Origin of the sequence: Sphingobacterium sp. JB170, assembly GCF_900163865.1 — a bacterium.
Taxonomy (GTDB): Bacteria; Bacteroidota; Bacteroidia; order Sphingobacteriales; family Sphingobacteriaceae; genus Sphingobacterium.
On the sequence record NZ_FUKU01000059.1, the window covers coordinates 134,910 to 150,004 of the forward strand.

At 40.3% G+C, this 15,095-nt stretch carries 15 protein-coding genes; 12 read left to right on the forward strand and 3 right to left on the reverse strand.

Annotation, left to right across the window (positions count from 1 at the left end; genetic code table 11):
* The first annotated feature begins 55 nt into the window (after positions 1–55).
* The 8 genes from FM107_RS16250 (at position 56) to FM107_RS16285 (ending at position 8,091) form a co-directional block, all read left to right on the forward strand.
* On the forward strand, positions 56–646 hold the full coding sequence (locus FM107_RS16250) for a hypothetical protein (protein ID WP_086949541.1): 591 nt from the start codon (positions 56–58) through the stop codon (positions 644–646).
* Positions 643–1,374, forward strand: coding sequence for a DUF3307 domain-containing protein (locus FM107_RS16255; RefSeq protein ID WP_086949542.1), 732 nt, complete (start codon positions 643–645; stop codon positions 1,372–1,374). Before FM107_RS16250 ends, FM107_RS16255 begins: the two co-directional genes overlap by 4 nt.
* Positions 1,375–1,447: 73 nt before the next feature.
* Positions 1,448–2,584, forward strand: coding sequence for a serine hydrolase (locus tag FM107_RS16260; protein WP_086949543.1), 1,137 nt, complete (start codon positions 1,448–1,450; stop codon positions 2,582–2,584).
* Between the two features lie 49 nt (positions 2,585–2,633).
* Positions 2,634–3,146 (forward strand): hypothetical protein, encoded by a 513-nt coding sequence (locus FM107_RS16265; RefSeq protein WP_086949544.1) that lies wholly within the window; start codon positions 2,634–2,636, stop codon positions 3,144–3,146.
* 131 nt (positions 3,147–3,277) lie between these two features.
* Positions 3,278–3,952 carry a GIN domain-containing protein gene (locus FM107_RS16270; RefSeq protein WP_086949545.1) on the forward strand — a complete coding sequence of 225 codons (675 nt, stop codon included), beginning with the start codon at positions 3,278–3,280 and terminating at the stop codon, positions 3,950–3,952.
* A gap of 170 nt (positions 3,953–4,122) precedes the next feature.
* Positions 4,123–5,673 (forward strand): glutamine-hydrolyzing GMP synthase, encoded by a 1,551-nt coding sequence (gene guaA / locus FM107_RS16275; protein WP_086949546.1) that lies wholly within the window; start codon positions 4,123–4,125, stop codon positions 5,671–5,673.
* Complete coding sequence (locus FM107_RS16280; RefSeq protein WP_179204528.1) at positions 5,630–6,904, forward strand: ABC transporter substrate-binding protein; 1,275 nt, start codon at positions 5,630–5,632, stop codon at positions 6,902–6,904. The genes guaA and FM107_RS16280 overlap by 44 nt, the downstream gene beginning before the upstream one ends.
* On the forward strand, positions 6,904–8,091 hold the full coding sequence (locus FM107_RS16285) for an RNA methyltransferase (RefSeq protein WP_086949548.1): 1,188 nt from the start codon (positions 6,904–6,906) through the stop codon (positions 8,089–8,091). Before FM107_RS16280 ends, FM107_RS16285 begins: the two co-directional genes overlap by 1 nt.
* 29 nt (positions 8,092–8,120) lie before the next feature.
* Here FM107_RS16285 and FM107_RS16290 read toward each other — a convergent pair whose 3' ends face one another.
* On the reverse strand, positions 8,121–8,588 hold the full coding sequence (locus tag FM107_RS16290; RefSeq protein ID WP_086949549.1) for a universal stress protein: 468 nt from the start codon (positions 8,586–8,588) through the stop codon (positions 8,121–8,123).
* Between the two features lie 71 nt (positions 8,589–8,659).
* Between FM107_RS16290 and FM107_RS16295 the strand changes: the two genes are divergently transcribed.
* Positions 8,660–9,430 carry a C40 family peptidase gene (locus FM107_RS16295; protein WP_086949550.1) on the forward strand — a complete coding sequence of 257 codons (771 nt, stop codon included), beginning with the start codon at positions 8,660–8,662 and terminating at the stop codon, positions 9,428–9,430.
* 81 nt (positions 9,431–9,511) lie between these two features.
* Positions 9,512–10,582, forward strand: coding sequence for a tetratricopeptide repeat protein (locus tag FM107_RS16300; protein ID WP_086949551.1), 1,071 nt, complete (start codon positions 9,512–9,514; stop codon positions 10,580–10,582).
* A gap of 131 nt (positions 10,583–10,713) precedes the next feature.
* Here FM107_RS16300 and ychF read toward each other — a convergent pair whose 3' ends face one another.
* Positions 10,714–11,814, reverse strand: coding sequence for a redox-regulated ATPase YchF (ychF, locus tag FM107_RS16305; RefSeq protein ID WP_086949562.1), 1,101 nt, complete (start codon positions 11,812–11,814; stop codon positions 10,714–10,716).
* 368 nt (positions 11,815–12,182) lie between these two features.
* On the opposite strand from ychF, the gene FM107_RS16310 reads away from it, so the two are divergent.
* Complete coding sequence (locus FM107_RS16310) at positions 12,183–12,665, forward strand: hypothetical protein (RefSeq protein WP_179204529.1); 483 nt, start codon at positions 12,183–12,185, stop codon at positions 12,663–12,665.
* A 186-nt stretch (positions 12,666–12,851) separates the two neighbouring features.
* Positions 12,852–13,829 carry a polysaccharide deacetylase family protein gene (locus FM107_RS16315; RefSeq protein WP_086949552.1) on the forward strand — a complete coding sequence of 326 codons (978 nt, stop codon included), beginning with the start codon at positions 12,852–12,854 and terminating at the stop codon, positions 13,827–13,829.
* A 62-nt stretch (positions 13,830–13,891) separates the two neighbouring features.
* Here FM107_RS16315 and FM107_RS16320 read toward each other — a convergent pair whose 3' ends face one another.
* Positions 13,892–14,845 carry an acetyl-CoA carboxylase carboxyltransferase subunit alpha gene (locus tag FM107_RS16320; RefSeq protein WP_086949553.1) on the reverse strand — a complete coding sequence of 318 codons (954 nt, stop codon included), beginning with the start codon at positions 14,843–14,845 and terminating at the stop codon, positions 13,892–13,894.
* Between the last annotated feature and the right edge of the window lie 250 nt (positions 14,846–15,095).

Below are 15,095 nucleotides of genomic sequence, written 5' to 3' on the forward strand. Positions count from 1 at the left end.
TCAAATTTGGTGATAAGATATTCGATTCCTATATTTGGTTGTAAATAACTAAACTATGGTAGCAATAATCACAGGGGATATCGTTAGGTCACGTACGGGCAATCCCGATATTTGGCTGCCAGAACTAAAGACCGCATTGTCGGTATACACCGATAAATTCGATATTTTTAGGGGAGATAGTTTTCAAGCAGAAATATCTTTAAATGAGGTGTTTGAATTTGTGTTTTATATTAAAGCGAGCCTAATTGCGATCCAATTAGATGCGCGCATTGGAATCGGCATCGGACAGAAAGATAATCAGGCAAAACACCTTAAACATACTTTTGGTTCTGCGCTCGTATATTCAGGAGAAGCGTTCGATGAACTTAAAAAGGAAACTGTTTTCTTTCGTTCGGCAGACGCCGAGCTCGACGCGCTTTGCAATACTGTTTTGCCGCTAATTACGGAGATTAGTAGCCGTTGGACTTCGAATATAGCCGCAACGGTTAAAAGTGCCCTTATAAATGAAGGAATAAATCAAGTGGATCTTGCTAAATTGCTTGGAAAGAAGCACCAAAGCCAAATAAGTACTGAGCTTCAAAAAGCTGGGTTTTCCAAAATGCAGCGAGCGTTAAGTTACTGTACCAGAAACCTATTAAAGTTATGAGTATATTGTTTTTAAAGTTGCTTTTAGCGCATTTGTTAGGTGATTTCGTGTTTCAACCCAAAAGGTGGGTCCATAAACGTAAACAGCACGCTGGCTACCTCTTATTACACATCGGTATACATGCTGTACTTTTACTTATCCTTTTTGGAAACCAGCTCGCGATATTTTGGGATGTGATATTATTTGTCATCTGTACGCATCTGATCATCGATAGCTTGAAAATATATACCGAACGATACCTGTATCCGTTTTCATTTCGTTTATTTGTTATCGATCAATGTGCGCACTTGTTGGTCATTTTATCGGTGATCGTATACCGATATGAGGTGTTTGCAGAATGGGCGAGCTATTTATTATCGGAGAAGGCGCTGCTGTTTATAATTGCTATATTGTTAACCGTTTACGTGAGCCCAATCATGCTGCGTGTTTTTTTTCAGAAATGGACGAATGGGGCGGAATTTTTACAAAAGAGCAAGCATTCGTTGACCAACGCGGGCATGTGGATTGGAATAATGGAACGCATTCTTATCGTGCTTTTTATACAAGTAGGTTTTCTCTCCGGATTGGGCTTCCTATTGGGCGCGAAATCAATATTTAGATTCGGCGATCTAACCAATGCGAAGGATACCAAGTATACCGAGTATATCTTAATTGGTACACTTGCCAGCTTTGTTGTTGGTATATTGATTGGCTATGCATTACGTCTAGGTCTTCGGTATTTAGGATAACTTATCACAATCACCCTCGAGAGAGAAGCACGGGTGACTCGTAAATAGAATATATAAGCTAACAAAAAAAAATATGTATAAGATATTAAAACCATTATCACTATGTCTGCTGCTAATTATGTCAAGTTCTACTTTTGCTCAGGATACGATAGAGGTTGGTTTAAAGGAGATTGCAGAGGAATTTAAAGCTGTTGGGCTGGCGGTAGTTGTCGTAAAGGATAATAAGCCTATTTATAAGAAGGCAATTGGCTTACAAGATATCGAACACAATATACCTTTATCGACTAAACATTTATTTAGAATTGCGTCAATATCAAAATCATTTTCTGCAACCGCGATTATGCAACTAGTGGAGCAGGGCAAAGTTTCATTGGATGATGATTTTGGAAAATTAGTAGGTTTCCCTATTCGAAACCCGAAATATCCCGATCAGGTGATTACTCTACGTATGGTTCTTTCACATACTTCTAGTATCAATGATAGTAACGGTTATTTTAAGCTCGACGTAATCAATCCGGCGAAGAATCCGGATTGGGCAAAAAGTTATAATGATTATCGTCCGGGTGAAGGGTACGAATATTGTAATTTAAATTTTAATATGGTTGGATCGGTTTTGGAACAAAAGACCGGTGTACGGATCGATAACTATATTCACCAACAAATTCTTGCTCCGCTAGGATTAACAGGAGGCTATTGTGTAGATTCGCTGGATAAGGCTTCGTTTGCTAAGTTATACAGCTATGATAGTGTTTCGGCGTCGTTTAGTGAGCAGCCGGCGGCTTACAATCCACGTTCGGAAGATATCAAAAACTATGTTTTAGGGGTATCGACACCAATTTTTTCACCAACTGGTGGTATGAAAATATCGCCCGAGGATTTAGCAACCTATATGATGATGCATATGAACTACGGGAAATACGCTAATGGTCGTATCTTAACATCCGAAAGTTCAAAAACTATGCAAACGAAACTCAGCGACCCAGAAGGTTATGGATTGGCACTAAGGGAAACCGATACATTAATCCCCGGTCAACATTTAATTGGACATACCGGATCGGCGTATGGACTATATAGTGCGATGTTCTTCGATCCCAAGACGAATTATGGCTTTGTCGTTGTTACAAATGGGTGTGTGCCAATTTATGAAAATGGCTATGTGGCGTTATCGGCACGGACAATAAATTATTTATACCAAACACTTATCAAATAAACTGGCTTATTTTTTGTAACTTTTCTTCCGTAACCAATACTATAGGCTTATGGCAAACCGGACATCTATATGTTTGATTGTTCTCTTTTTGAACGTATCAGCATTCGTAACACAGGCGCAAGATCTCTCGATTGAAAATATCAGACGAGATTTTAAAGTAGGACATAAGAACAAAGAAACCTGCAAGGAGCATTTAGAACGACTGGAGCATTACGCTGACTCACCAGAGGAGTTCGGTTATGAAGCCGCATATCATATGTTTATGGCTAAACACAGCAGCAATCCTTTCAAAAAGATGACTTATTTTAAAGATGGTAAGAAAATGTTGGAGGAGCAGATTGTAAAAAACCCTCGGAATGTAGAGCTACGGTATATCAGACTGTGTATACAGTATTATATACCCAATTATTTGGGCTATAAAGGTAATATAGAGGAGGATAAACAGTTTCTAGTTGATAATTTGTACAAGCTAAATGATGAACAAACGAAAGATCTTTTGTTTGATTACTTAAAAGGAGCCAAGATGTATACCCAGCAAGAACTCGCGTTATTGGGCAGGTAGGCTACAATTAATTTTAAATATTAACGTTTAATCTAAAAGATTTTTACGACTTGGAGATAGCGATAAACAGGCGCTTTCCTCACCTCATTTAGTAAAGAAATTTCTTGGGGGTGCTTCCTGCTTTACATTATATGAATAAAACTTGGGTATTAATTAGTTTCTTAATGACGGTGTTTCTCGTCACAAATGGGCAGACGAAAATTGATGTGACTCCGGCAAATGAACTCGACGTTACTGATAAATTGAACATAACTTATATCGATAGTAATGCTAATTTTATCGAAATAATGGGGCCATTACACGATAAAGTGGAGGTTGTTCAAAGTGAAGGGAAGATCAGGGTGAAAATGACCTCTGGTTATCCACTTAAAGGGAAAGAGGTTGACGTGACCATTTATACGCAAGGGATAAATAAATTTACGGTTCAAAAGGGCGCTATCATCCAAAATGAAAATGAAATTCGTGTCGATTCGCTGTTTGTTGTCGCCAACGAAGGAGGGAAATTGGATCTTGCCGTTCATGCGCAGCATGTTGACGTAAGTACGACGACTGGTGCTATGGTAGAATTGCGGGGAAAGACTAAATCACAGAAAATCATTTCAACTTTTGGTGGAGGATACAAAAGCAAAGCTCTTAAAAGTGAGGTGTCTTATGTCCGAACCAATGGTGGTGGTGTTTGCGACGCATATGCGTCCATTTCGGCCGATGTGCAAACGCGGGCAGGGGGAGTGATTAATGTCTATGGTAATCCATCGGAAAAGAAACAAAAGCGTATCGCAGGTGGGAAAATTAACTTTATTGACTAACAGTTCGGCGAAATTAACTCGCTATTTTCAGGAGCCGAAGACGGCAGATCGAAGGCACGCGTACGAAGCGTTTATGCTTTGGCCTATCGGTACCGAAGAATTTACGTATTCTCCAGCTTTTCAAAAGAAAAATCTTTAATTATTCGACAACGAATACGTAACTTTGCGCCATGTCCGAAAAAATTATCATTCTTGATTTTGGCTCGCAATATACACAGCTGATTGCACGTCGCGTTCGTGAGCTTAACGTTTACTGCGAAATTTATCCTTATAACAATCTTCCAGAATTTGACGAGGGAGTAAAAGGTGTGATCTTGTCAGGTAGTCCTTCCTCTGTACGTCAGGAGGATGCACCACAAATAGACTTAAGTGATATTCAAAATCGTTTCCCTATTTTAGGCGTATGTTACGGAGCACAATATTTAGCGCAGAAATCCGGTGGTCAAGTTGCACCATCTGAAATTCGAGAATATGGACGAGCCAATTTGCAATATGTTAATCAGGAAAGTCCATTATTAAAGGGGGTTCCTGTCCAGTCTCAAGTATGGATGTCACATGGTGACACGATAAAAGAAGTTCCTACAGGTTTTAACATAATTGCTAGTACGGACAAAGTACGCGTGGCAGCCTATCATATTGAGGGCACCCAAACCTATGGGATACAATTCCATCCGGAAGTGACACACAGCACGGATGGCCAAGTATTGGTTAAGAACTTTGTAGTTGATGTCTGCCAGTGCGCCCAAGATTGGACTGCTGATGCATTTGTTGATATGACCATTCGCGAATTAAAGGAACAGCTCGGTGAAGATCACGTAATCATGGCGCTCTCGGGAGGGGTCGATTCGACCGTTGCTGCTGTTTTGCTGCATCATGCGATTGGCAAGAAACTCCACTGTATTTTCGTAGATCATGGTTTGCTTCGTAAAGATGAGTACGACGAAGTGCTGGATTCCTACAAAGAGATGGGGCTTAATATTAGAGGGATAAATGCAAAGGAACTATTTTTTGGACGCTTAGCAGATATTTCAGAGCCCGAGCAGAAAAGGAAGGTAATTGGAAACTCATTTATTGATGTTTTTGATCAAGCGGCAAAAGATATTCAACACGAACTTCCAGACGGTATTGAGGCAAAATGGCTTGGCCAGGGTACGATATATCCAGATATTATTGAATCTATTTCTGTGAAAGGACCGTCGGCAACTATAAAATCGCATCATAACGTCGGTGGTTTGCCTGACTTCATGAAATTGAAAGTTATTGAGCCGTTAAAAACGCTATTTAAAGATGAAGTGCGGCGTGTAGGTAAGTCGTTAGAAGTCGATCCGGCGATACTAGGACGTCACCCTTTTCCGGGACCAGGTTTAGCTATACGCGTACTGGGAGATATCACAGAAGAAAAGGTACGGATTTTGCAAGAGGCAGACAGTATTTATATCCGTAATTTGAAAGAGAGCGGATGGTACGATAAGGTATGGCAAGCAGGTACTATCTTTTTACCAGTTCAATCCGTTGGTGTAATGGGGGATGAACGTACTTACGAGCATGTTGTCGCATTGCGCGCGGTAGGTTCGTTAGACGGAATGACCGCCGATTGGATACATCTACCTTATGATTTGTTAGCAAAAATTTCAAATGAAATCATAAATCATGTTAAAGGAATCAATAGAGTTGTCTATGATATCAGTTCAAAACCACCGGCAACAATTGAGTGGGAATAAAATACTAGTTGCATTAGCTTGTGCATTAACTTTAGGGGCGTGCTCCCCTAAAGTAGGAGTGTTGCGTTCTCCCGATCATCGCGGTAATGCGGGCAAGACCGTTACTCCGGAGAATAAATCCGAATCGTCAGATACTGATGAGAAGCTAAAGGAGAAGGGGGGCGAGCTAGTTATTCAAAATAATATCGCGTTAGTTTTACCCTTCCAATTAAATAAAGTAAATCCCGCGGCGTTGTCTAAAGAAGACATAAAGCGTTCGGCAGTAGCATTGGATTTTTATCAAGGTTTTCAATTGGGGCTTGACGAACTCGCTGAGGAAGGTACCGTTTTTGGTTTAGACGTCATCGATTCGAAAGACGATCCGTCCTCAAATGTCGCAATTGCGAAATCGGAAACTGTCTCCGGAGCTTCTATAATCGTGGGACCGGTTTATCCAAAGGAAATTCAAGCATTTGGCGCAAATTTGACAAATAAAAATGTGTTGCAGATAAACCCACTTGCCGCAACTAAGGCGAGCACGTTCAACTTGGAGAACCTTGTATCTCTTACACCTTCTATCGATACGCATAGCAAGGCTATCGCAGTGAAGGTGGCTAAAGATTTTAATTCGGGTGACTTAGTAATTATTTATAACGCCTCGGACAATAGTAGCAGACAGTTTCTTAGCGGTCTTGCAGGCTATTTGAAAGCGATTGACCCGACAATTACCCTTGTGTCGGTGTCATCTATTAGTCAATTGAATGAACAGTTGAGCACGAGTGGCGCTAACTTAATTGTAACTGGTGCAACCGACAAGTTTCAACTTCGAACTTTTTTAGATAACTTGGAAAAGAAGACCTTAGAAGACTATTATACATTTAAGGTTTATGGACACCCACTTTGGGATCGTATCGATTTTAGTAAGTATTCGAGTTTTTCGACCTTCAATCCCACGATAACATCTGAAACACATTTAACTGCGTGGAATTCCCAGATCAAAAAGATTAAAGATAGATATTATTCGATATATGGCGTAAATCCTTCAAACCATTCTTATAAAGGTTATGATGCAGCTAAATATTTCGGGGCACTATTGGATAAATATGGCGCGGATGTCGCATCTAAGCTCCTGGAAGAAGAGTACAAGGGCATTTTCAGCTCCTACAAATTCGAGTTTAGCGAGGATGAAGGGTATGTAAATCAATCTGTGTCATACAAAACCTATAAAGGTTCAGGCTTTGAATTAAATTAATGAGTGGCATAACTCCTCGACGTGTCGAGCAACAGGTTTGGAATTTTCAAAACGCGTTGACGGCATATTCTTTCGATGAGCCGTTTTCGCGGTTTTTAACCCAGTTTTTTAAAAATAATAAACAAATGGGTTCGTCCGATCGGCGGATGACATCGCGGCTTTGTTATAATTATTTCCGTCTTGGCAATGCGCTGACGAATCTAGGACAGCTGGAGCGATTAACAATCGCAGAGTTTTTATGCGAACAGCATAGCGAAATCGTGAAATTGTATCAGCCCAATTGGGTCGTCAATCAGTCACGTACAGTAGAGGAGAAGTGTACGTTGCTAACATCGATCTATGGTAGTGAATTGTTAGCGAATGTGTTTCCAAATATCAATGAACTTTCTTCGGGCATCGATAAGGATACTTTTATTAGGAGTCATTTTGTACAGCCCGATCTATTTATTCGAATTCAACGGGGAATGGAGACTTTTGTCGAGAATCATCTAAGCCAGGCCGGTATCGCTTATAAACAGGAACGAGATCAGACATATCGTTTAGCCAATGGAACAAAATTGCAAAATGTAAGCGTAATCGAGGGTGTAGTACAAGTGCAGGATTTTTCGTCACAAGAAAGCTTAAATCCTGCGCAAATAAGTGCAGGGCAGAGCTGGTGGGATGCGTGTGCCGCTTCAGGAGGGAAGTCGTTACTTCTACTGGATAAGCAGCCGCGCGTCAAATTGCTTGTTTCTGATTTACGACTAAGTGTATTACGGAATTTGGATGAACGTTTTCAAAAGGCCGGTGTCCAAGTAAACTACCGCAAGAAAGTAATTGATTTAACTGCAAACTTTGCACACGTTTTACAAGACGAAAGTTTTGACGGTGTAATTCTTGACGCGCCATGTACTGGGTCGGGAACATGGGGACGAACCCCAGAGATGATCCAACAGTTTTCCCAGGAGTCAATTGCTGAATTCGCGCGCTTACAGAAAAAAATTGCCTCAAATGTCGTTTCGTACGTAAAACCCGGCGGACAATTGATATATATAACCTGTTCGGTTTTCGCGAAGGAAAATGAGGAAGTATCAAAATATATTCAAGAGCACTACGGCTTAATTTATGAAGACGGGGGACTTATCCCTGGCTATCACCGGGGATCCGATAGTATGTATTCGATAAGGTTACGCAAGCCCTTAAAATAGAACCCTACCCCAGATTCCCTAGAGTGTAGTTAGTCGCATTTCCCCGGTACAACTAATACCGGACAACTTGCTTTTCGTATTACCGATTCAGATACGCTACCGGATATAAAATGCTCAAAACCGGTTCGGCCGTTCGATCCTATGATGATCAAGTCGGCGGTCCAATCTTCTGCCGTACTGAGAATTTCGTCGCGTACATTCCCCACTTTATTAAAAACGAAAACTTCCTTTGCATTTTCAAATTCTGCACTTACGCGCTCTAAATACCTTTGGGCCGAATCGTGTTGTATTTCGGAGACTTCTGACACAATGATCGGCTGTTGACCGAGAAGAGGATCTGCGCCATAAGCTGCAGGAGAGGTGGGGGGGACAACCGTAACCAATGCAACTGTGGAATTGAATTCCTGAATCAAATCTTTGGCGTACTCTATAGCCTTTTGTGTACACGGCGTGTCGTCAATCGCTAAAAGTATTCTATTAAATCGGTGATTGCTCATGTTTTTATCGGATAAAAGTTAACTTCGTATGTAGAACACGTGAATTGTTTGAATTGTTTTAAGATAATGTTATGAATATTGGTATTTGTAATTTAACAATAGTACCACTTCGCAATACCGCCTCGCACCGCAGCGAGATGGTTAGCCAGCTTTTGTTTGGCGAGCGTTTTGAAATACTTGATGATCAAGAAGAATGGATTTTTGTACGGCTGCTTGATATACCATATGAAGGATGGGTACAAAAAGGGCAATTCGAATTGATAAGCTTTGATATTAATAGCGGATATTCAGGCATTCCGGTTCAGGTTGTCGATATAGCAGGGGCTGAGGTCTGGACTGACAACGGGATTTTCGTGTCACTTTTACCAGGTACGCTTGTTCCGGCGATTTTTACGAAAAGTAATGCCTTTACACCCTACCGTATAGAAGGTGATTTAAGATCTGCCGTTTCGATTGATTTTCGATCAGAAATTCAAAAGCTTATTTATTTTTATCGCAATAGTCCCTATTTATGGGGAGGTCGTTCGCACTTAGGGATTGATTGTTCAGGGCTTACGCAGGCCGTATATCGGCATTTTGGCGTGATGCTTCCCCGTGATGCCTATCAACAGGCCGAAGAAGGGATAGTAGTAGATTTTTTAACGGAAATTAACCCCGGTGATTTAGCTTTCTTTGACAATGCTGATGGTAACATTACACACGTAGGAGTGATGATTGATAAGGAGCATATTATGCATGCCTCGGCAAAAGTCCGGATTGATAAAATGGATTCTGAAGGAATTTTTAATAAGGACATTAATCGGTACACACATAAACTTCGGATAATTAAGCGTTATTTTTAGAATTCGCTATTTTTGAGTCTTGTACAGGAAGTTGTTAATTAAAATTGGATAACGTTGGGTGAGCGATTCAATAATAATGTGATGAAGAAGGATCTTTCGAGCAATTTGGATTATATACTAGCGAGCAGTGGGCTTTTCCCGATGCAAATGCGCCGTGAAAATTTAGCGCATATGGAGCATTCGAATTATGCTCTTGATCTCGCGAAAAAAGGCTTAGATGCATTTGAAAAGGATCAATTTGAACTTGCTCTCGACATTTATGCTGAGGCAATAGCGGCATTCCCAGATGCACCTTTTTTCTACGCATGTCGTTACTATACGGGCTTGCACGTAGATGTTGCCCAGGACGGTATTCACGACTATCGGGCGCTCGCTCGCTTAGATCGAATATATTGTGATTTTATTTTCTATCTATTAAAATCTGCCGAAGACCAATTTTTTGAATCTTCGGTCGATGAGGTTGACAGTTCCTCCGCAGATGCATTGTATGCGGCCGGAAAGCGACTACGCGAAGAAGGTGAGATAGACTATGCCATCGCCGTATTTACGGCCGGAATAACTAAGTTTAATGAGAATGCCAAATTTCTAATTCAACGTGGGGGGGGATATTTAACTTCGTTACGATATGATTTAGCCTATAGGGACCTTTACAGGGCGATAGACTTATCACCCGAGTCTGCCTTAGCGCATTTCTCGCTAGGGATGATTTACGACGGTGTAAAAGAGTATGACACCGCGTTAGCATTTTATGATAATGCAATTTCCTTGCCCGGCGCAGATGTAAGGATGTATGCGCAGCGAGCAGGGTTTCATTCGGCGAGAAAGAATTTGGATAGGGCGTTAAATGATTATACCCGCTGCATCGAATTAGATAATCAAAACCCGGACTATTTTATCGATAGGTCATTTATCCACGAGGAGGTTGGTAATTATGCAGCAGCGCTTCAAGATACCTCGGAAGCTATTGCTTTGGATCCGCAAAATTCCGAAGTTTATCTACACCGTGCAGATATCAAAGTAAAATTAGGGGACTATGATGGAGCGGAACTCGATCGAAATTTTTCCCAGGAGTTAGGAGAAGCGGATTTTAAGAAACTTTATCAGGAAGATGATTTTGACAAAATCGATGGATGGGACAAGGAGAATTTATAGATAGGGAATGAGCTGGCAATACAACAAGATGCCCTGTACAACGGAATTAAGAAATTATACTTTTTCTTTCGGAAGTTTTTTAGGAATGAAAGTCTGTGAGATTGATCACAGACTTTCCCTTGATAAGCGTCTTAAACGTTGAATCGAAAATGCATAATATCGCCATCTTCAACAATATAACCTTTTCCTTCCACGCTCAATTTTCCGGCTTCTTTTACAGCCGCTTCTGAACCATACTGAACAAAATCATCGTATTTGATCACTTCTGCACGAATAAAGCCTTTCTCGAAGTCGGTGTGGATTACGCCCGCAGCCTGAGGAGCGGTATAGCCCGTCTCGATCGTCCAGGCACGCACTTCCTGTACACCTGCGGTAAAGTAAGTAGCTAAATTTAAAAGGGAGTAAGCTGCGCGTATTAATTTGTGAACGCCAGATTCGTCCAATCCTAAATCTTCAAGAAACATGTTACGCTCATCGTACGATTCTAATTGTGCAATTTCAGATTCAATTTGTGCCGATATAACTAATACCTCTGCATTTTCGTCCTTTACAGCTTCCTTTACTTTTTCAACATATCCATTTCCTGAATTTACAGAACCTTCATCAACGTTACATACGTATAGAACAGGTTTAATAGTCAACAATGCTAAATCGTCGATAAATTCAAAATCGTCTTCATGAATAGGAGCCGTGCGCGCTGATTTTCCAGACTCTAAATGGGTCTTTATCACAGATAAGATTTCAAATGTTTTTTTAGCATCTTTGTCTCCACCTGTTTTTGCCATCTTTTCGACCTTCTGAATCCGTTTGATCACGGTATCTAAGTCTTTTAATTGAAGTTCTGTATCAATGATTTCTTTATCGCGAATCGGGTCAACGGACCCGTCCACATGAATTACATTTCCATCATCAAAGCAACGAAGTACGTGGATGATGGCGTTTGTCGTTCTGATATTTCCTAAGAACTGGTTGCCAAGCCCCTCGCCTTTAGAAGCACCTTTAACAAGCCCAGCGATGTCTACAATTTCAATTGTATTAGGTACGATACGCTGAGGACTAACTAATTCAGCAAGTTTATTGATACGTTCATCGGGAACAGTTATTACCCCGATATTTGGTTCGATCGTACAAAACGGAAAATTTGCTGCTTGTGCTTTCGCATTTGACAGACAGTTGAATAATGTTGATTTACCGACATTAGGTAGTCCAACGATACCACATTGTAAAGCCATGAAGTTTGCGTTTTTTTTAAATTCCACAAACATACGCAAAAAATAATATTTTGTTGCCACTGCCGTTGAAAATGCCCACTCATATTGAACGGTGAATTCAAAGTAGAACCAAGCCTATCAGCATGTAGATATTTTCATGGTGGTGCATTTTTAAAACTGTCGAATCTTTACCTATTTTTTTGACAGTTGATTTCCTCCCGATACTAGGAAAATTTAATTGATCAAGGAAATTGCTGATTTTCAACCGGTAAAATGGAGTTTTTTTTGTTTCACATTTTTTAACGCCTTTGGGTTTAATCCTTCCTGTTTTATTGTCGTCCTACTTAAAAACATTGATATAAATGAAAAACTAAAAAAGGAGAGAAATCATGAAGAAGCTATTTTACGTGAGTATTTTATTAGGATTGATAGCGGTTGCTAAACCAGCAGCCGCGCAGGTGAGCGTAAACATAAATATCGGTTCTCAACCGACGTGGGGTCCCTCTGGGTATGACTATGCACGTTATTACTATATGCCGGAAATAGACGTGTATTACGATGTTTCAAGCAGACATTATGTATATTTACAAGGCCGTAATTGGGTGACGCATGCATCGTTACCACGCCACTATAGAGGTATTGATTTGTATCGCACGCACAAGGTTGTAATTAATGATTCCTATCCGTGGAAGAAACATAAATATCATCGTTCACACTACGCGCGTCACGGGCGTAAAAGTGTGAACCGTGGACGTCACATTCGGAAGGCGCATCATTATGATAACCATAAGCGCTATTCAAAAGATAGGGGAGGTAAGCATTATAAAAAGCGTCATAAAAAGTTCAAAGGAAAACATAAGGGCCACCGGTAAAATGGCCTAGTTGATAAATTTTGATACAGTTGTTTAATTGAGTGAAAAGGAGCCGCATAATTTAGGCTCCTTTTTGGCTTTTCCATACTTATTTTCGCCAATCGAAACCCGTCAGTATAATATATCTTGCGTTTATGTGGGGAATGCTCTATTTTTACAATAAATTTTGAAATCTCAGCGAGAGGTATGATAAAATGTAAGGTTATTAAGGGATTTGCCATTGGGAGCTTATCTGTATTTATGCTTATTTCTTGTAATGGGGACATGCTCACCAAAGTGGCAGGGGCAGTATCTACATCTCCACAAATAAACCCTATAACGACAGACTCGGTTCCTATTGAAACCGCCCTAGCCAATGGAGTACTGACAAAGAGATGGCGAGAACCCATCATTTTCCCTCAAGACACATCCTGTACGGTCGGTCGAGATTCTATCGCTAGGTACATTAAAGCAGAGCAACATCGTCGCCGGGATTCGGTCCGTCGTGCGCTAGATAAACGACCGAAGCATATTTATTTCACTTTTGATGACGGCCCACTGATTGGCAGTCGCGCCATTGATTCGATTGTAACGGCAAAAGACATACGGGTAAGTGCCTTTTTAGTTGGGCGTCACCGAAAGATGTCTCGAGCCTTAAATCGCGCATTTGAAAAATATAAAGAAAATTCATTAATAGAGTGTTATAACCATAGTTTTTCACACGCAAAAAATAGATTTACAACTTTCTATAACAATCCCATCGGCGCTTATGATGATTTTGCAAAAAACGAAGTGGATTTAGGTTTGAGACACAAAATCGTTAGAATGCCAGGTCGCAATATATGGATATATGATGATATGCGTCGTGTCGACCTTCAAAGTGGTGCAGGTACGGCAGACCTGCTCGCGACTGAGGGTTTTAAAATTTTTGGTTGGGACGTTGAATGGAAAATTCATGGTCTTACAGGGAAGCCCATTCAGTCCGTGGATGAAATTTATACGAGGTTGCGGAATTATATGAATAATAAATCATCAATGGAGCCGAATAATGTGGTGCTTTTAATGCACGATGATATGTTTCGATCTACCCACGGTCAGGAGTTATTAACTAATCTGATCGACACGTTAAAGCAGAATACCGATTTTTCGTTTGAGTTTATGAGCACCTACCCACACCGGTATTAGAACATTTTTTTTATAATAAAAGCCATCATTTGATGGCTTTTATTATATATATGTGTTTGAAACTATTCGATAATTTCACCCATATTGCTAAATTTCTCAATTCGTTCGTTGACTAATACTTCTTTATCTTTTTGCGCTAATTCGATTAAATCTGTTAGTATCTTTGCCTTTAAGTTTTCCGAGGTCGCTACTGCATCTTGGTGTGCGCCACCCACAGGCTCTTCGATAATACCGTCAATTAATCCGTTTCTCAACATATCTTCGGCCGTTAGTTTAAGGGAATCTGCGGCTTTCTCTTTTTGGTCCCAACTTCGGTAGAGAATAGACGAGCATGATTCGGGAGAAATAACCGAATACCATGTGTTTTGCAACATGTACACGCGATCGCCTACGCCAATACCCAACGCTCCACCGGATGCTCCTTCGCCAATTACTACACATATTATTGGCACGGTTAATACAGACATTTCAAGTAGATTTCTAGCGATTGCCTCGCCTTGGCCTCGTTCTTCGGCTTCTAATCCAGGATAGGCACCCATCGTATCAATCAGGGTAACAACCGGGACATTAAATTTTTCTGCCATTTTCATGAGGCGCAATGCTTTTCGATAACCCTCGGGGTTTGCCATTCCAAAGTTTCTGAATTGGCGTTCTTTGGTATTTTTACCTTTTTGATGACCAATAAGCATCACTGATTTGCCGCCAATTGTGGCAATCCCGCCAATGATCGCTTTATCGTCTTTTACCGTACGATCCCCATGAAGCTCAATAAATTCTTCACAAATTAATTCAATATAATCAAATGTTTGAGGGCGATCAGGATGACGTGACATCTGTACTTTTTGCCATCCCGTCATATTAGTATATATCTCAGTTTTTGTTTGAGCTAGTTTTGTTTCCAATTCATTGATCGTTGCACTCATGTCAACTTTCGTTTTTTCTTGGACTTGTAGAACCTTCTCTATTTGTGTTTGCAAATCGGCGATAGGTTTCTCGAAATCAAATGTTGTTTGCATAATATGATGTACTAGTACACTTTAGCGTGCTAAGTTAATTGTTTTTTGGTTATTATAAAATAAATTGGTCACCATTAAAACATAAGGTGTTGTTAATAAACATGTTGCATGTTTAAAATTAGTATGGAATTATTGGCGTCGCCGGAATTAGATAGATCTTTGTATTTTAAACTAAATTTATGCGAACTTTCGACTCACTAGTGTCCCATTAAAATCGGGACGTTTTAAAAATTAAATAAATTTGGCCCAT